Origin of the sequence: Acinetobacter sp. YH12021 (assembly GCF_013420145.1) — a bacterium.
Taxonomy (GTDB): domain Bacteria; phylum Pseudomonadota; class Gammaproteobacteria; order Pseudomonadales; family Moraxellaceae; genus Acinetobacter; species Acinetobacter towneri.
The window spans coordinates 98,849-116,443 of sequence record NZ_VOYT01000002.1 but is presented as its reverse complement, the minus strand read 5'-3'; the positions used below and the strand labels follow the sequence as shown (position 1 = coordinate 116,443).

Genomic DNA, 17,595 nt, shown 5'->3' with positions numbered 1-17,595 from the left:
AACAGAAAAAGAAATTAAAAGGATTATAGAAGTGAAATAAGGATAAATCGTGAATTTTTTGAAGAAACTGCAAATGAGAATTATTTATTAGTGGTTTGAGCTAGATTTAATACAGTCTGAGTACGGTATTACATCCATAAAAAAAGTGAAAATAGCATCTGTTAACGAGGTGGGATAGTTTGTTTCATCTCTATGATAATTTTATGAATTTTTATGATAAATGCTGAAAAATACAACTATGGTCTAAGTTGCTTAAAAAACCTTATTTTCTATATGGATTTAAGAATTAAAAGCAGCTAGTATCAAATTCCATAAAATAATTATGGATTTAATCATTAGGATAATACGGCATCGGGACGATGCAATAAAACATGACTTTAAGCAAAAAATCTGAGGGGTAAATCATGGAGTGGAGTGAGAAATTTAATATCGGAATTGATGTGATTGACAATCAACATCGACAAATTCTGGACTATATTAATGCGCTGGAAAAAATTCGGGCGACAGGTGCGCGGGAGCAAATCAAAGAAGTCTTGGATGACTTGATTGACTATACGCAATCGCATTTTAGCTTTGAAGAAAACTTGTTGTCACAGGTCAATTATCAATACTTACCATCACATCGTGGTATTCACGAACTCTTTGTGAAGCGTTTGAATGATTGCCGTCAGCGTTTTGCCAATGGCGAATCGGTAGAACATGATTTGTATCGTTTGTTGTCTAAATGGTTGATTAACCATATTCAGCATGATGATCAGGATTATGTCGATGCGGTACGCGACAATATGCTGCATTATTTGCGTTCGCAGGAACAGAAAAAAGGTAAAAGTTGGTTTGCACGTTTCTTTAGCTAATCTTGCGATAAGTGGCTGACTTTAAAATTTATTTAATGAAGTCTGCTTAATTAAGCCGAGTGAGAAGCAAACAGTGTTTTACCACAGAGTTCTGTAATGGCTTGTAGCACCAAATGTTCAGGGTTTTCCTTGGACATCCCTTTAATGGAGGCATCAATACGCAATAATAGGGCGGGCCATTGCAAGAAACTATTTGGATTTAAACGTCGCAAAGCTTGCTGATACACACTGACTTTGTTTTTCCAAATGCCCAGTTGCAAAGCATTTTGTGGTTGTTCAAATAATTGCATCAGCAGGCGCATTTCTTTGCTGATGCTCCACAAAATTAAACTCATGGCTTCACCCGAAGCCATGAGGTATTGAAAAATTTTCATGGCTTGCGCTAGATTTCCCGCCAGTAAAGCATCATTTAAATCGTAAGTGCTATAACGGGATTGATCTTGTAAACAGGCATGTAAATGTTCAATCTGAATCTGCTGAATTTCAGGAAAGGTGTCACTGACCCGCATTAAGCTATTTTTGGCAGCCAAAAGGTTGTGTTCATGATGTTGTTCCAACCATTGCCACGCATCATGTCCCAATTGGATGCCAAGCTTTTCTGCTTCCAAACCTAAAATCTGCTGCCGATCTTTAGGATAATTCGCCGTGAGTGCAACATTGACCCCATTGGCATCAATCAACTGAAAAAAACTGGATTTCAGACTATTGTTGTCTTGTTTCGGCATTACCACCAACAGCAAGTTTTGTTCATTGTGTTGAATATAACTTTTCAGTTGTTTTAGTGTGCTGGCATCAGGCTTGATATTGCCGTGTACTTCAACCGCCAATTGACTCGAAAACAGTGACAGACTGTTTAAGGCATTGAATACATTTTTCCAATCGCTAACGCTATTTAAATCATAACGCTGACGTTCAATATCCTGTTTTTGCCAACTGGCACGAAAAGCATCCAGCAAGTTTTGTTCGAGTAAGGGTTCTTGACCATGCAAAATCCATACGCCACGTGCTTCATCGACACGTTTGAGGGCTTGTAGATAGTCAAGTTTCATAAAAAATTCGCACTCGAAAACTTATTTAGGGTTTGAATACACAGGTGGGTTGACCAAAGGTAAACGATTAGATGAAATTTGACGCACAATTTGCTGTGCTACATCATCAATAATGACTTCTTTTAAGAATTTTTGTTCCTGATCATCGGTATTCACAGTTGCGACATCGTATTGATAACTGCGCGTTGCCATGACGGTACGAGGTTCGGTGATCGGGTTGCCTTGCGCATCTTCAATACGGAAAGTCACACTCAAACGTAATAAGGTTTCTACCAGTTTGCCATTCAATTCCAAGCGACGTGGCGTATAGTCAAGTACACGCAGTACATAGGCATTAGGGTCATTGCTGAGTTGTACGCCCGCTGTACCCATGTGAATGGAAAGTTTTTCTTCTAATTCTTCAGCATTGCTCGGTAAAGCCAGACTCATTTTTGAATAAGCCACAGGTGCAATGCTTGGATTGGTGCCTTTAAGATGAAAACCACAGCCGACTAAGCCAGCACTGAGTCCACAAGTTAAAACAATGACTGCTAGACGTTGGCTAAAGTGCATGTGCTGTCCTCTGTAATATTCTTGAAAGTTTAAAAGCGGAAGTTGAGAATATCTTGATTGTAGGTGCAAAGCCCATTGACTGACAACGGGCTTTGTTTGGAAATTGTTTTAATTCCTTTTTTGTAGGAGGGTTTAGGGGGATTGTTTTATAAAATCCCTCCAAACCTCCCTTTAAAAAAGGGAGGTTTAAAAGCACTTAAACCACCAAATTCACTAGCTTATTCGGTACCACAATTTCTTTCTTGGTTGGCCCAGTCAAGAATGGTTGTACTTCTGGTAAGGCTTTGGCAAGTGCAAGAATGTCTTCTTTAGATGCATCTACTGCTACATCAAGCTTGCCGCGTAATTTACCATTTACCTGCACCACAATCGTTTGAGTATTGCGGGTTAATGCAGACTCATCGACCACAGGGAATAGGGTAGAGGTTAATTCAATGCCGAACTCAGCCAACAAGGTTTGGCTCAAGTGTGGTGCAAATGGTGCAAGCAAGGTCAATAAAGTCACAATTGCTTCACGTTCAACCGCAAGGTCTTGTTCGTTCTGCGCTTCAAACTTGTTGCAAGCATTCAAGAGTTCCATCAATGCTGCAATTGCAGTGTTGAACGCATGACGACGCTCAATATCATCGCCCACTTTTTGAATGGTTTCATGGGTTTTGCGACGTAAGTCTTGTGCTGCTGTAGCAAGTTTGCTGCTGTCAATTGCAGTTGCATTGCTGCCTTTTTCAAGGAAACCTGCCGCCAAACGCCAAACACGTTTTAAGAAGCGGTTCGCACCTTCAACGCCTGCATCTGACCATTCTAAAGACTGATCTGGTGGTGCAGCGAACATCATAAATACACGTGCAGTATCTGCGCCGTATTGGTCAATAATGGCTTGTGGGTCGATACCGTTATTTTTCGATTTCGACATTTTTTCCTGACCACCAACAATCACAGCTTGACCATCGCCTATGTATTTAGCCGAAAGAACGCGACCTTTTTCGTCTTTTTCAAGCTCGATATCGGCAGGGTTAAACCAAGTTTTCTTGCCGCTTTCTGCTTCGCGGTAGAAGGTGTCAGCCAAGACCATGCCTTGAGTCAGTAAGTTGGTAAATGGCTCATTGCCTTGTACCACGCCTTCATCACGCATAAGTTTGTGGAAGAAACGCGCGTACAATAAGTGCAAGATGGCGTGTTCTACACCACCAATATATTGATTGACTGGCAACCAAGTTTGTGCAGCTTCAGGCTTGACCATGCCACCTGTAAAGTCTGGAGATGCGTAACGTGCGTAATACCAAGATGACTCTACAAAAGTATCTAAGGTATCGGTTTCACGACGTGCTTCGCCACCACAGCATGGGCAAGTAGTTTGATAGAATTCAGGCATTTTATTTAACGGGTTGCCTGAGCCATCTGGCACAACATCGGTAGGTAAAATGACAGGAAGCTGATCTTCTGGAACTGGAACTTGTCCACATTTTTCACAGTTGATCATCGGAATTGGGCAGCCCCAGTAACGTTGGCGTGAAACACCCCAGTCACGTAAACGGAATTGTACTTTTACATTGGCTAAGCCTTGTGGCTCTAATTTCGCTAAAAGTGCATCAAAAGCCGCTTGGAAATCTAAACCATCAAATTCGCCTGAATTGACCAGTTTACCTTCTTTAGAACCGTACCATTCTTGCCATTGGGTTGTGTCAAAGTCCGCATCGTCTGCACCTTTGGCATCAATCACCTGAATAATTGGCAATTGGAATTTATTGGCAAACTCAAAATCACGCTCATCGTGTGAAGGTACAGCCATCACCGCGCCAGAACCGTAAGACATCAACACATAGTTGGCAATCCACACAGGTAATTCTTTACCTGTTACTGGATGCTTCACAAACAAGCCAGTCGCCATACCTTTTTTTTCGGCAGTGGCAAGGTCAGCTTCTGCCACAGAACCCATGCGGCATTCTTCAATAAAGGCTTTTAATTGTGCATTATTTTCTGCTGCTTTTAACGCCATTGGATGTTCTGCAGCAACAGCCACATAAGTTGCACCCATTAACGTGTCAGCACGCGTTGTAAATACAGTCAGACCATCTGCATAAATTTCAGGATTTGCCGATGGGAATGTGATTTCCATCCCTTGCGAACGCCCAATCCAGTTGCGCTGCATGGTCAAGACTTGCTGTGGCCAACCATCTTTTAAAGTTTCTAAATCGTCTAATAATTCTTGGGCATAATCGGTAATGCGGAAGTAGTACATTGGAATATCGCGTTTTTCTACCAATGCACCTGAACGCCAACCACGACCATTTTCGACCTGTTCATTGGCCAAAACTGTTTGATCGACAGGATCCCAGTTGACTGTCGAGAGTTTGCGATAAATTAACCCTTTTTTATACAGTTGCACGAATAACCATTGTTCCCAGTGGTAATACTCTGGGGTGCAAGTGGCAAATTCACGATCCCAATCTACTGCCAAACCTAGTTTTTTTAATTGGTCGCGCATGTAGGCGATATTTTCAAAAGTCCATTTAGCTGGGGCAACCTGATGCGCAATCGCTGCGTTTTCAGCAGGTAAACCAAAAGCATCCCAACCCATAGGTTGTAAGACTGTTTCACCTTTTAAACGGTGAAAACGGCTAATTACATCACCAATGGTGTAGTTACGCACGTGACCCATGTGCAGTTTGCCGCTTGGGTAAGGGAACATCGAGAGGATATAACGATGTGGACCTTCGACTGTGTCGGCAACTTTAAAGGCTTTACGAGATTCCCAGTCGCTTTGGACTTGGGGTTCAATCGCACTGGCTTGATATTCAGGGTCAATGTGAGTAGTCATAAGGTTAAATCAGGAATAAACGGTTAAAAAAAGTGTGTCACACAGCATAGCGCAAAATGCAGCTAAATTGAATTTTGCGCGTTGGATTGTGCAGGAAAATTTAAGCGAGTCGTACTTTATGGCTTAAAACTTAAAAAACTTGTGGGTTGGCACGTTCTTGTTGTGCCTGATTTAAAGCTGCATTGGCTTCACGTTGTTGCTGATCCATGGCTGGATTTCCTGCAGGATGATTTGTGGTAGGTGTCGCATGTTGGTTTGTTGTATTTGCAGCAGTAGGTGCAGGGTTGTCAGCAGGATTTGCAGGAGTGGCAACAGTAGGTGCTGAATTTTTCCAGCCGTAGGTATCGACTTTACCTTTTTTCTTGGCTGTTTTTGGTGGTGGTGTCGTGGTGTAATGGGTTGATCCATTTGCATCGACCCACTTGTAATATTGTTTTGCAGAAACTGAGCTAGTGGCAAAAATTAGAATCAAGCTTGCAGAAAGACAACTCAAGCGGATCATTGGCGTTTTCATGTTTGGAAGTCCTGAGCAAAAAAGGTAAATGGCAGAAAAACCAATTACAAAAAATCATGTTGGCTAAATTTTAGCAATAATTCCCCGTGAAGCTAGGATTTATTGACAATTTTTTGATGATTTTTATCTGCAATATCGCCTATTTAAAATTGGAGCATTGACTTGTCTATTTGCAAGTTAAAATAAGCTGAAATGCGTTGGTGAATCATAACCAAGCGATTTATATATTTTTTAATTCATTCTTTATTTTTATGTATGTGATATGAAAAAATTATAAAAAACTCAGCAAATCTCTGAAATTATTTGTTTTATATGGAAATATTGGACTTGGGATTAAATTGTGATGGATGACACAAAGCGTAAAAAATACCCAGTTTATAAATAAAGCAGAAAAAGCCGATTTTTAAACTTGACTTTAGTCGGGTAAACTACAAAAATGCACACTTTAGTTTTATGTGCCTTAGATCGATCACCCTTCGAATAAGTGTCATGTCATGCAATGGGCAACTTCTCTAGCCGAGAAGCTGAACAAAGCTTATAAAATGTGTTTACCCCAACACGTTTTAGATCTCATATTGCTTATACGGTAATCAGATCAGAAATTTTTCCTATTGCCATGAAAACTATGAAATATGTGTGCTATAACAGTGCAGGAATTAATGAACAAAACACTGCAGGTGTCTCCCATTTTGCAGTGACAAGACTAGGGTGAATCACGTTGGAACTTTTATCTGGTGGTGAAATGCTCGTTCGCGCATTGGCGGACGAAGGCGTTGAGCATGTTTTTGGATACCCAGGCGGCGCAGTACTTCATATTTACGATGCGTTCTTTCAACAAGACAAAATTAATCATTACCTTGTGCGCCATGAGCAAGCTGCTGGTCATATGGCAGATGCCTACTCGCGCGTAACAGGTAAAACTGGTGTGGTGCTGGTGACTTCAGGTCCTGGTGCAACCAACACGGTAACTCCAATTGCAACGGCTTATATGGACTCAATCCCAATGGTGATTTTGTCTGGTCAGGTTGCAACACACTTAATTGGTGAAGATGCCTTCCAAGAAACCGATATGGTGGGTATTTCACGTCCGATTGTAAAACACAGTTTCCAAGTGCGTCATGCAAGCGAAATTCCTTCAGTGATTAAGAAGGCATTCTATATTGCATCTTCAGGTCGTCCTGGTCCTGTGGTGGTTGATATTCCTAAGGATGCAACCAACCCAGCAGAAAAATTTGCTTACGAATACCCAGAAAAAGTGAAGATGCGTTCGTATCAACCGCCGCATCGTGGTCACTCAGGTCAAATTCGCAAAGCAATTGATGAGCTATTAAATGCCAAACGTCCTGTGATTTATTCAGGCGGTGGTGTTGTACAAGGCAATGCTTCTGAGCAATTGACTGAACTTGCACACATCTTGGGCTTCCCTGTAACCAATACATTAATGGGCTTGGGCGCGTTCCCGGGTAATGATCCACAATTTATTGGTATGTTGGGCATGCATGGTACGTATGAAGCCAACATGACCATGCACAATGCCGATGTGATTTTGTGTATTGGTGCGCGTTTTGATGACCGTGTAACCAATAACCCTGCAAAATTCTGTCCAAATGCTAAAGTCATTCATATTGACATTGACCCTGCGACAATTTCAAAAACCATCATGGCACACATTCCAATTGTAGGTGCGGTTGAACCTGTACTTCAGGAAATGTTGGTTCAATTGAAGCAATTAAATGTGTCCAAGCCAAACCCTGAAGCGATTGCTGCATGGTGGAATCAGATCAATGAATGGCGTAAAGTTCATGGTTTGAAATATGACAAACCAACCGATGGCACGATGAAGCCGCAACAAGTAGTTGAAGCTTTAGACAAAGTGACCAATGGTGATGCGATCATTACTTCTGACGTAGGTCAGCACCAAATGTTTGGCGCGAACTACTATAAGTACAAGCGTCCACGTCAATGGTTGAACTCTGGTGGTCTAGGTACTATGGGTGTAGGTTTACCGTATGCTATGGCGGCTAAACTGGCTTATCCAGATCAACAGGTTGTATGTATCACGGGTGAAGCATCGATTCAGATGTGTATCCAAGAGCTTTCTACCTGTAAGCAATATGGTTTAAACGTTAAGATCTTATGCTTGAATAACCAAGCTTTAGGTATGGTTAAACAATGGCAAGATATGAATTATGAAGGTCGTCACTCAAGTTCTTATGTTGACTCATTGCCTGACTTCCCTAAATTGATGGAAGCTTATGGTCACGTTGGTATTCAAATTAACCATGCCGATGAGCTTGAGTCTAAGCTTGCAGAAGCGATGGCGATTAATGACAAATGCGTATTCATTAACGTAATGGTTGACCGTACAGAGCACGTTTATCCGATGCAAATTGCGGGTCAATCCATGAAAGATATGTGGTTAGGTAAAGGGGAGCGCACAGAATGAGACACATTATTTCCGTTCTCGTTGAAAACGAATCAGGTGCGCTTTCTCGTTTAGTGGGTTTATTCTCTCAACGTGGTTATAACATTGAGACTTTAAACGTTGCGCCAACCGAAGACCCAACACTTTCACGTTTAACGCTTACAACTTATGGTGATGATCATAAAATTGAGCAAATCACCAAACAACTGAATAAATTGGTTGAAGTGGTTAAAGTGGTCGACCTGTCAGAAGGCCCGCATATTGAACGCGAATTGATGCTGATTAAAGTCAAAGCATCGGGTGCTGCACGTGCTGAAATTAAACGTACTGCAGACATCTTCCGTGGTCAAATTGTGGATGTCACACCAACGACTTATACGGTGCAGCTTGCGGGTACAACTGAAAAACTTGACGGTTTTATTGATGCGATTGCAGAAAATACGATTTTAGAAGTTGTACGTTCAGGTGTATCTGGTATTGCACGTGGCGAAAAAGTTTTAACCATTTAACTGAATTTAGTTAATTTTATTCATCGAATTCATTCCATCTCAAAGGATGGAGAGCTTGCTCAAGTACTGAATAGACAAGTACTTGAGTAAGATAGGAATCCTAAGCATTTTAGCGGAGACAGCAATGCAAATTTTTTACGATAAAGACTGCGACTTATCTATCATTCAATCTAAGAAAGTAGCGATCATTGGTTACGGTTCACAAGGTCACGCGCACGCGCTTAACCTTAAAGATTCAGGTGTTGACGTAACTGTAGGTTTACGTGCTGGTTCTGCTTCTTGGAAAAAAGCTGAAAATTCGGGTCTTAAAGTTTCTGAAGTTCCTGCTGCTGTTGCTCAAGCTGACTTAGTTATGATTTTGACTCCAGATGAGTTCCAATCACAACTTTATCGTGACGTAATCGAGCCAAATATCAAGCAAGGCGCAACTTTAGCATTTGCTCACGGCTTCTCTGTACTTTATAACCAAGTTGTTCCACGTGCAGACTTAGATGTAATCATGGTTGCACCTAAAGCACCTGGTCACACTGTACGTTCTGAATTCCAACGTGGTTCAGGTGTTCCTGATCTTATCGCGATTCATCAAGATGCTTCTGGTAATGCACGTAACGTTGCACTTTCTTACGCTTCAGGTGTAGGTGGTGGTCGTACAGGTATCATCGAAACTTCTTTCCGTGAAGAAACTGAAACTGACTTATTTGGTGAGCAAGCAGTTCTTTGTGGTGGTGCTGTTGAATTGGTTAAAATGGGCTTCGAAACTCTTGTTGAAGCTGGTTATGCACCAGAAATGGCTTACTTCGAATGCTTACACGAGCTTAAATTGATCGTTGACTTGATGTTCGAAGGCGGTATCGCTGACATGAACTATTCAGTATCTAACAACGCTGAATATGGCGAGTATGTAACGGGTACTGAAGTGATTAACGAACAGTCTCGTGAAGCAATGCGCAATGCACTTAAACGTATTCAATCTGGTGAATATGCGAAAATGTTCATCCAAGAAGGTGCGTTGAACTACCCATCAATGACAGCTCGTCGTCGTCAAAATGCGGCGCATGGTATCGAAGTTACGGGTAACAAATTACGTGCAATGATGCCTTGGATTCAAGCGAACAAGATTGTAGATAAAGAGAAAAACTAATTTCTCGAATCAGTCGATTTGAATGCGAAAACCCACTCAATTTGAGTGGGTTTTTATTTAATCATCCATCCCAAATACGTCGCGCGTATACACCTTGTTTTGCACATCATGAAGTAATGAACATTTACGGTTACAGACAATTAAATCAGCACGTTGTTTAAACTCGGCTAAATCGTGAATCACTTTGGAATTTAAAAACTTTTTCTGATCTAATTCGGGTTCATAAATAATCACTTTTATGCCATAGGCTTTCAGATATTGCATCACGCCTTGTATAGCAGAGGCACGAAAATTATCTGAACCACTTTTCATGGTCAGGCGATAAATCCCAACCACTTTGGGTTGCTGTTTGCGAATGGATTCTGCAATAAATTCTTGACGGGTTTGATTGGCATCTACCACGGCTTTAATCAAGTTGCTTGGAACTTGAGCATAGTTTGCCAGTAATTGTTTGGTGTCTTTGGGTAAGCAATATCCGCCATAACCGAAGGATGGGTTATTGTAAAACTGACCAATACGTGAGTCTAAACAGACACCATCAATAATTTGACGTGTGTCTAGGTTGTAGATTTGAGCATAGGTATCTAACTCATTGAAATAAGCGACACGCATCGCCAGAAAAGTATTGGCGAATAGCTTAATCGCTTCGGCTTCGGTAGCTTCGGTAAACAGCACTGGACAGTCTTTTATGATTGAGCCTTCTAACAGCATATTCGCAAAAAGTTTGGCACGTTCTGATTTTTCACCCACAATAATCCGCGAAGGATAAAGGTTGTCATGTAGCGCTTTACCTTCGCGCAAAAATTCAGGTGAAAAAATAATATTTTCGGTGTGATATTTTTGTTTGATGTGTTGGGTAAAACCTACAGGTACAGTGGATTTAATCACCATGGTTGCCAAAGGATTAATCGCCAATACATCTTGAATGACCGCTTCAACACTTTGTGTATTGAAGTAATTGGTTTCTGGGTCATAATCGGTAGGGGTGGCAATAATCACAAAATCGGCATGTTGATAGGCATCGATTTTGCAATGAGTGGCTTGAAAATTTAATTCTGATTTTGTTAAAAATTCAGAAATTTCTTGGTCGCGAATGGGTGAGATGCGTTGATTGAGTAGTTTAATTTTTTCTGCTTGAAGATCGTAGGCCACGACCTGATGATGTTGAGCAAAAATCATGGCATTAGATAAACCGACGTAACCTGTACCTGCAATTGCGATTTTCATATTCAATCAAATTTCTTATTATTTATATGTTTTTAATGTGGTGAAAATTTATTCAAGCCTTGTGACAGTTCAATGAAGTTTATATTTCGAGTCATTGAGGAGATGTAGCTTTGCTTACTTTAAATGCTTTGATAGAGTAAAATAATGCGATTCTTGCTTTAGATCTGGTGGGTGAATATGCATATTGTATATGTGAGTGATGGCAAGGCAGGTCATCGCTCTCAGGCATTAGGTCTTTTTAAGGCAATGCAAAAGCAAACACATATTGAGTTCACTTTTGAAGAAATTTCGATTGATCATTTACCATTGTTGAGTTTGTTGGCCGCATATAAGAAACAAAAACTTGCAGCAGTATCGCAGCCACCAGATTATATTGTTGGGGTAGGCAGTCATACGCAATTACGTGTTTTTTTGATGGGCAAGGTTTTTCCGCAAGCGAAAACCGTGATTTTAATGAAACCCAATTTTCCATTATCTTGGTTTGATCATGTGGTTATTCCTGAACATGATGGTGTTGCTAAACAGGGCAATGTGATTGTTACAAAAGGTGCGCTGAATCCAATTGAAAATGAGCAGCGACACATAGCAAACCGTATTTTGATCGCATTAGGTGGTTCATCTAAACGGCATGTATGGAATGCAGATAAGGTGTTGTCTGCGATTGGGCAGATCGTGCAGCAGAATATGCAGTGTGAGATTATTTTGACGAGTTCTAGGCGTACACCTGCAGATTTTTTAGCGACATTGGCTCAGCAAAGTTTTGCTTCACGACTACAAATTTTTCCAGTTGAAGAAACGCCGCAGGGTTGGATTTTTGAAGAGATGCAAAAAGCGGAAGCTGTATGGGTGACTGAAGATAGTGTATCTATGATATACGAGGCACTCACCGCAGGCTGTAAAGTGGGGCTTATTCAGATAGATCGAGCGAAAGAGGATCGTATCACGCGTTCGGTACAGCATTTGATTGATCAGAAACTTGTATCGAATGCTAGACAAATTGCTGAATTATATTCTACTACTGCTTTTAAAGAAGCTGAGCGTGTGGCGAATAGGATGCTAGGTAAATGAGATGTAGTTGTTTAAATTTTTATGATGGACTAGTTTATATCCTATTATTCTTTTTTAACAATGATTAAAATATACCAATCTATAAATGGAACATTCATTTGTTTCTTGAGTGATTTATGAAAATATTACATATTGCAAATTTTGGGTTTAACAAACAAGGTTCTCATTTTTATTGTACTGACCGTAAGATTTCTGCGGGTTTGATTGAAAATGGTCATTTTGTATATGACTTTAGTTTTCGTGATATGGCTAGAATGGGAACTATTTTTAAAACAAAAAAATTAGGGGCAAATTGGGCAAATAAAGAAGTTCTTAAAATAGTTTCTAATTTAGAACCAGATCTAGTTTTGATTGGACATAGCGATTTAATGAGTCCAACGGTGTTAAAAGAGATAAAGCAACAATTCCCAAAGACAAAAATTGCATTTTGGTATGTTGATCCTTTGTATTTGGAGCAAAAACTTGGTTTTGTTCGTGAATTTTCTCCATATTTAGATGCTATTTTTTGTACGACTGGTGGAGAATATCTTCAAAAATTGAAACAGCCAAATTTAAAAGTAGCTTATTTTCCTAACGTCGGGCATTCAAATGTTGAAATACTAAAACAATTTGAATCTACAAATATTGATAAAGAATTTATATTCTGTGGTGTTGTTTATAAAGAGCCAGAACGTGAAAAATTTTTGAAAGACTTGGCAAATACTCTCCAAGCACATTCATTGAAATACCAATATTATGGTTGTTTTGAGCAAGCTGGCGTGTATGGAAAAGGTTATTATAAAGTGCTTTCAGAAGCGCGTATGGGGTTAAATTATTCACGTAAAAACGATGTAACTTTATACAGTTCAGATCGTATTGTGCAGTTAACGGGTAATGGCCTATTGACTTTTAGCCCTCGTATCCCTGATTTTGAAAAACTGTATAGTGAACAAGAAATTGTCTATTTTAACGACCAAAATGATTTAGCTGAAAAAATTAAGTACTATGCAGATCATCCTGATGAGGCAAGAAAAATTGCAGAATTGGGTTGGAGCAAAACGCGTCATAGTTTTAATGCTAAACGTATTACTCAATTTATGCTTGAAGTTACTTTTGATCAGCCTTTATCTGAAGCATATGAGTGGGCACATGAGGTGTATATCTAATGTGGTTTATTTATGTGGTACTTGGTTTAATTGTTTTTGCTGCAATACTTTACTTATTAGGTAATTATACCTTTTGGTTACCATTACGCAGTGCGAAATTGCCACGTATTGTGATGTTGCATCAAGTAACTCCCCATGCAGAAGCTTCAGGTATGAATATGCCACCGGCTAAATTTGAACAGTTGTTGCAGTATTTGGTAAAAAAACAGGCTGTTTTTTGTTTCGTTTCCGAACTTGACCAGTATGAGGGGCAGAGTAATGTTTTTGCCCTGTCATTTGATGATGGCTTTCAGGATAACTACCAATATGCATTTCCTTTACTCAAAAAATATAATGCGAAAGCAACAATTTATTTAGCAACACAAATTGAAGGTATTGAGAAGTTAGATACAGCACAAATTCAAGAAATGTCAGCTTCGGGCTTAATTGAGTTTGGTGCACATACTCAGCATCATGTAAATTTGTTGAAATTATCTGATGAGGAAGCATTTGCAGAAATGCAGGCATCAAAAAAAGATGTAGAAGTTTTAGTAGGGAAATGTCCAAGCTTTGCTTATCCATTTGGGCGTTTTAATGACAAACATCAACAAATGGCAAAAAAAATTGGTTTTAAAAATGCTGTATCTACACGTAAAAAAGTAGAAGCTTATACAGAAACTAACCAATTTAATATTCCACGTGTCAGTACACATGGCGCAATGAATGCTTTGCAAATGCGTATTGCTTTAGCCAAAGGACGTTATAAATTATGATTCCGTGTAGTGTTTATATCGTAACCTTAAATTGTGCTGAATGGCTTGAGAGTACACTGGAAAGTGTAAAAGACTTTTCAGAGGTCATTATTTTAGACTCAGGCAGTACAGATCTTACTTATGCTATTGCAGAATCATTTCCCAATACGCGAATTTCTCATCAAGATTGGCAGGGGTATGCGGGTCAAAAAAGCTTAGCTTTAGCGCAATGTAAAAATGATTGGGTTTTAAATTTAGATGGTGATGAAGTTTTATCTTCTGAATTAAAAGCTGAAATTGAGCAAACGATACAAAGTAATCAATTGGATGCTTTAATTACACCAATTAACGATGTGTTTTTAGGTGTTCCCAATAGTAAATATACAAAAAAGCATGCCAAGGTACGTTTTTTTCGTAAATCTAAAGGGCGATATGACTTGGAAAATAAAGTGCATGAAAATGTGATTGTAGATGGTCAGAGTGTTCGTGCAGAAGGTGATATTTACCATTATGGTGAATCAAGTATTTTTGTTAAAGTTGAAAAGAATAATCAATATTCTGAATTAAAAGCACAAGAAAAATACCAAAAAGGTAAAGTGCCGAGTTTATTAAAGTTGGTTTTAGTTATGCCTCTTACTTTTATAAAGTCTTATTTTATTAGACGTAGCTGCTTAAATGGGTGGAGAGGCTTTGTAAACAGCATGGTAAATGCTTTTTATGCATTTTTAAAGGAAGCTAAATTATTTGAGCAACATCAAAAAATGAAAAATAAACAGGATAATCTATGAAGATTGTTCAAGTTTTGGCAACAAGTGGTGGTGTTGGTGGTTTAGAACAACACACTTTTAACTTGGTTAATGAATTATCTCAGCAACATGAAGTACATATTATTGCACACCCTTGCTACGCGGATAAATTTAATGCGCATGTATGTTTTCATGCTGTAGATTTTTCTCGTAGTCGTTGGAATATATTTTTACTTTGCCAGCTAAAATCTATTATTAATAAAATTCAGCCAGATATTGTACATGCACAAGCAGGAAAAGCTGCTGAATTGATCTCTAAAATAAGAACATGGCTAAAACCTGTTAAATTTGTAACAACAGTCCATGGTACGAAAAAGAACAAATCAATTTATACTTTTGCAGATGCCGTTATTGCAGTTAGTCAGGCTTTAACGCAGGGAATTCCTAGTGAAAAAGCGTATGTGGTTTATAATGGGGTATATACACAACCAAATTTATCTGACGAGCAAAAACAACAACTAAAGTCGGAAATCTACATTCAACATTCTTTATTAAATTCTTCTAAAAAAATAGTAATGTGTATCGGACGTTTAGAGCCTGTAAAAAATATAAGTTTACTACTTCACGCAATGTCTAATATAGATGCACATCTTTTTATTGTTGGTGATGGGTCATTGCGATCAGATTTAGAACAACAAACAGCAGCACAAAAAATGCAAGATCGTGTTGCTTTTTTAGGTTTTAGGACAGATGCTCGTGATTTAATCCAAATCGCTGATGTTGTTGTATTGTCCTCGGATCGTGAAGGATTTCCATTAGTGATGGTTGAAGCTTTACAAGCAAATAAAACGATGGCATCTACTCGTGTAAATGGTGTTATTGAATGGTTGCCAGAGCCATATCTTGCAAATATTGGACAAGCGAAAGAGTTGCAACAAGCAATAGAAAATGCTTTAACTGTACAAGCACAAGAAGATTTCTCCCCTTTATTTATGAAAGCAAAGCAAGAATTAACTGTTACAGCTATGGCACAGCAAACGCTCAATATTTATGAGCATTTGCTAAAATAGTTGTTTTGGGCTTATTTACTTTTTAACTGATAAGCGTATTGCATCTAAAACTACAAAATTATGTTCAACATTTATTGTATGGCAACCATCATCATTATTGTTCCATGTGGGTAAAACAACTTCTAAAAGTTGCTCTTTATATGAGGTTGGGCTAAGTTCAAGAATTTCTTTGAATTCAATATTTCCACCATAACGCTTTAATGAGTCTTGACTAGGTCGTATAAGTTTTTCTTTATAAATAAAAGGCTTACCAGCCATTCTGAATTGCTGATGACCTTTGCAGACTGGATTTTGTGGGTGTTCTTGCCAGTTAGGATTTAAAATATCTTCAGTAAAGAAAATATCTAAACGGTCACCAAATTTTTTGCAGTTTCTACGTGTGGACGTCAATAAATACCACATCCCGTCATGATGAAGAGGAGTGGTATCTACAGCATCAATATTTTCAAATAAGTTTGAATGTTTTTCCCATTTGAGAGGGAAATCAGTACATTTCCATAGTTCAATAGTTTTATTAGCACTGGTTTCAGGAATCATGTACCAGTTATTTTCTACCTTAAATACACAAGGATAAGATAGGTGATAATCTAATTTTAAAATAGTTTGTGGCTTTGAGTGGCTTCCATCTTTAAAAACCTCTAGGACTGATAAAAAGCCCACGGGATGAACATCATCTACTTCTTCAAAAAATATAAAGTGTTGATTATTCTCTTGTACATAAAAACAATCAGCAAAAGTGAATTTTTGAGGTGAATGAATTTCAAAAAGATCTTTTAGCTGTTTTTGATTGTTAAAGGATTCGTCTAACCAACCAAAACGCATATACCAGTGCGAATTAAATTTTTTTGCTTGTTGGTTTTGTTGAAATTTATACCATTTCTTTAAAATTGTACGCATCATAAAAATTGGATATATAAGACTATCTATCTAATTCTACATTAGATATTATGTTCAGCAATACAGCATTGGCTTATATGTATGAAAGTTTTTGTTATTAGTATCGAAGAAGAAAACTCTCTAAGACTAAATACATTTTTATGTCAGTCTTTTTTTCAGAATGGAAATTTAGAATATACAAAAGTTGGGGTGAAGGGGGGAGAACTTTCCGCAAAAGAATATTTTGAATTAGCTGTTAAAGGGCGTGATAAGCCATTAACACCAGGTGAGTTAGGCTGTACCTTATCACATTTGGCAGCATTAAAGAGGTTCTTGGAAACTAGTGATGAGTTTGCATTAATTTTAGAAGATGATGCTATTTTGAAAAATGATCTTTCATATCAAATGCTGAGTGACGGATTAAGCAAGATAGATTTGCCTAAAAATTTGCTATTAAGTATTGGTGGTATTCAAATGAAAGAATGCCGTAAAGTTAGAGGGAAATTTTGCGAATTTAGTCTATTAAATAAAAAAGTTTTAAAGGTGGTTCCTGATTTTTATCATCGAGTAAATTATACAGTATCTTATATCGTAGATCGAAAAATGGCGAAAACTTTATTGGAATATCATAAGCCAGTTAGACGTGCAGATGATTGGAGTTATCTATATGATTTTGACACTTCTTCTAACATTTTAATGACTTATCTTGTTGATCATCCTGTTATCGATAAAGGAGAGAGGGATCAGGGTTTAAGTATTATTGAAAGTGAAAGAAATACTACTGCTGACCTTCTCAAAAGTAAATATGGTACGAATTTGCGTAAGAGTATTGCTAAAATTAAATTCAAAAAGTTTACAATTTAAAGGTTA

Annotated in this window: 16 protein-coding genes; 10 read left to right on the top strand and 6 right to left on the bottom strand. The window is 38.5% G+C overall.

Going from position 1 to position 17,595, the window contains the following annotated elements:
• Positions 1–404 precede the first annotated feature (404 nt).
• Entirely contained in the window at positions 405–854 is a 450-nt protein-coding gene (locus tag FTT91_RS02920; RefSeq protein WP_004974971.1) for a bacteriohemerythrin, read from the top strand.
• A 50-nt stretch (positions 855–904) separates the two neighbouring features.
• Here the strand turns inward: FTT91_RS02920 and holA are convergent, their stop codons facing one another.
• From holA to FTT91_RS02900, 4 genes are all read right to left on the bottom strand, one after another.
• The gene (gene holA, locus FTT91_RS02915) at positions 905–1,903 is read right to left on the bottom strand and encodes a DNA polymerase III subunit delta (RefSeq protein ID WP_180168940.1); all 999 of its coding nucleotides are present in this window, start codon (positions 1,901–1,903) and stop codon (positions 905–907) included.
• 21 nt (positions 1,904–1,924) lie between these two features.
• Positions 1,925–2,455 (bottom strand): LPS assembly lipoprotein LptE, encoded by a 531-nt coding sequence (lptE, locus tag FTT91_RS02910; protein ID WP_004974973.1) that lies wholly within the window; start codon positions 2,453–2,455, stop codon positions 1,925–1,927.
• A gap of 196 nt (positions 2,456–2,651) precedes the next feature.
• A complete protein-coding gene (gene leuS, locus FTT91_RS02905) occupies positions 2,652–5,273 on the bottom strand; it encodes a leucine--tRNA ligase (RefSeq protein ID WP_180009004.1) in 2,622 nt (873 codons plus the stop codon).
• Between the two features lie 130 nt (positions 5,274–5,403).
• A complete protein-coding gene (locus FTT91_RS02900; protein WP_373686101.1) occupies positions 5,404–5,775 on the bottom strand; it encodes a DUF4124 domain-containing protein in 372 nt (123 codons plus the stop codon).
• Between the two features lie 730 nt (positions 5,776–6,505).
• Here FTT91_RS02900 and FTT91_RS02895 point away from each other — a divergent pair.
• The 3 genes from FTT91_RS02895 (at position 6,506) to ilvC (ending at position 9,862) form a co-directional block, all read left to right on the top strand.
• A complete protein-coding gene (locus tag FTT91_RS02895; protein WP_096902629.1) occupies positions 6,506–8,233 on the top strand; it encodes an acetolactate synthase 3 large subunit in 1,728 nt (575 codons plus the stop codon).
• Complete coding sequence (ilvN, locus tag FTT91_RS02890) at positions 8,230–8,721, top strand: acetolactate synthase small subunit (protein WP_004974986.1); 492 nt, start codon at positions 8,230–8,232, stop codon at positions 8,719–8,721. Before FTT91_RS02895 ends, ilvN begins: the two co-directional genes overlap by 4 nt.
• Positions 8,722–8,845: 124 nt before the next feature.
• On the top strand, positions 8,846–9,862 hold the full coding sequence (gene ilvC, locus FTT91_RS02885) for a ketol-acid reductoisomerase (protein ID WP_004974988.1): 1,017 nt from the start codon (positions 8,846–8,848) through the stop codon (positions 9,860–9,862).
• A 57-nt stretch (positions 9,863–9,919) separates the two neighbouring features.
• Here the strand turns inward: ilvC and FTT91_RS02880 are convergent, their stop codons facing one another.
• Positions 9,920–11,089 carry a nucleotide sugar dehydrogenase gene (locus FTT91_RS02880; RefSeq protein ID WP_180009006.1) on the bottom strand — a complete coding sequence of 390 codons (1,170 nt, stop codon included), beginning with the start codon at positions 11,087–11,089 and terminating at the stop codon, positions 9,920–9,922.
• 177 nt (positions 11,090–11,266) lie between these two features.
• Between FTT91_RS02880 and FTT91_RS02875 the strand changes: the two genes are divergently transcribed.
• The 5 genes from FTT91_RS02875 (at position 11,267) to FTT91_RS02855 (ending at position 15,849) form a co-directional block, all read left to right on the top strand.
• Entirely contained in the window at positions 11,267–12,157 is an 891-nt protein-coding gene (locus FTT91_RS02875) for a mitochondrial fission ELM1 family protein (RefSeq protein WP_180168938.1), read from the top strand.
• Between the two features lie 116 nt (positions 12,158–12,273).
• Entirely contained in the window at positions 12,274–13,302 is a 1,029-nt protein-coding gene (locus tag FTT91_RS02870; protein ID WP_180043948.1) for a glycosyltransferase, read from the top strand.
• The gene (locus FTT91_RS02865; RefSeq protein ID WP_180009012.1) at positions 13,302–14,054 is read left to right on the top strand and encodes a polysaccharide deacetylase family protein; all 753 of its coding nucleotides are present in this window, start codon (positions 13,302–13,304) and stop codon (positions 14,052–14,054) included. Before FTT91_RS02870 ends, FTT91_RS02865 begins: the two co-directional genes overlap by 1 nt.
• Positions 14,051–14,821 (top strand): glycosyltransferase family 2 protein, encoded by a 771-nt coding sequence (locus FTT91_RS02860; protein WP_178318719.1) that lies wholly within the window; start codon positions 14,051–14,053, stop codon positions 14,819–14,821. Before FTT91_RS02865 ends, FTT91_RS02860 begins: the two co-directional genes overlap by 4 nt.
• On the top strand, positions 14,818–15,849 hold the full coding sequence (locus FTT91_RS02855) for a glycosyltransferase (RefSeq protein ID WP_180009014.1): 1,032 nt from the start codon (positions 14,818–14,820) through the stop codon (positions 15,847–15,849). Before FTT91_RS02860 ends, FTT91_RS02855 begins: the two co-directional genes overlap by 4 nt.
• A 15-nt stretch (positions 15,850–15,864) precedes the next feature.
• Here the strand turns inward: FTT91_RS02855 and FTT91_RS02850 are convergent, their stop codons facing one another.
• Positions 15,865–16,749, bottom strand: coding sequence for a hypothetical protein (locus FTT91_RS02850; RefSeq protein ID WP_180168937.1), 885 nt, complete (start codon positions 16,747–16,749; stop codon positions 15,865–15,867).
• 78 nt (positions 16,750–16,827) lie between these two features.
• On the opposite strand from FTT91_RS02850, the gene FTT91_RS02845 reads away from it, so the two are divergent.
• Positions 16,828–17,589, top strand: a complete 762-nt coding sequence (locus FTT91_RS02845) for a glycosyltransferase family 25 protein (RefSeq protein WP_180095295.1) — start codon at positions 16,828–16,830, stop codon at positions 17,587–17,589.
• Positions 17,590–17,595 lie beyond the last annotated feature (6 nt).

Bases quoted from the DNA above. Each gene is read 5' to 3' on its own strand.
- FTT91_RS02920 (WP_004974971.1), top strand. From the start codon at position 405: ATGGAGTGGAGTGAGAAATTTAATATCGGAATTGATGTGATTGACAAT.
- holA (WP_180168940.1), bottom strand. From the start codon at position 1,903: ATGAAACTTGACTATCTACAAGCCCTCAAACGTGTCGATGAAGCACGT.
- lptE (WP_004974973.1), bottom strand. From the start codon at position 2,455: ATGCACTTTAGCCAACGTCTAGCAGTCATTGTTTTAACTTGTGGACTC.
- leuS (WP_180009004.1), bottom strand. From the start codon at position 5,273: ATGACTACTCACATTGACCCTGAATATCAAGCCAGTGCGATTGAACCC.
- FTT91_RS02900 (WP_373686101.1), bottom strand. From the start codon at position 5,775: ATGATCCGCTTGAGTTGTCTTTCTGCAAGCTTGATTCTAATTTTTGCC.
- ilvN (WP_004974986.1), top strand. From the start codon at position 8,230: ATGAGACACATTATTTCCGTTCTCGTTGAAAACGAATCAGGTGCGCTT.
- ilvC (WP_004974988.1), top strand. From the start codon at position 8,846: ATGCAAATTTTTTACGATAAAGACTGCGACTTATCTATCATTCAATCT.
- FTT91_RS02880 (WP_180009006.1), bottom strand. From the start codon at position 11,089: ATGAAAATCGCAATTGCAGGTACAGGTTACGTCGGTTTATCTAATGCC.
- FTT91_RS02875 (WP_180168938.1), top strand. From the start codon at position 11,267: ATGCATATTGTATATGTGAGTGATGGCAAGGCAGGTCATCGCTCTCAG.
- FTT91_RS02870 (WP_180043948.1), top strand. From the start codon at position 12,274: ATGAAAATATTACATATTGCAAATTTTGGGTTTAACAAACAAGGTTCT.
- FTT91_RS02865 (WP_180009012.1), top strand. From the start codon at position 13,302: ATGTGGTTTATTTATGTGGTACTTGGTTTAATTGTTTTTGCTGCAATA.
- FTT91_RS02860 (WP_178318719.1), top strand. From the start codon at position 14,051: ATGATTCCGTGTAGTGTTTATATCGTAACCTTAAATTGTGCTGAATGG.
- FTT91_RS02855 (WP_180009014.1), top strand. From the start codon at position 14,818: ATGAAGATTGTTCAAGTTTTGGCAACAAGTGGTGGTGTTGGTGGTTTA.
- FTT91_RS02850 (WP_180168937.1), bottom strand. From the start codon at position 16,749: ATGATGCGTACAATTTTAAAGAAATGGTATAAATTTCAACAAAACCAA.
- FTT91_RS02845 (WP_180095295.1), top strand. From the start codon at position 16,828: ATGAAAGTTTTTGTTATTAGTATCGAAGAAGAAAACTCTCTAAGACTA.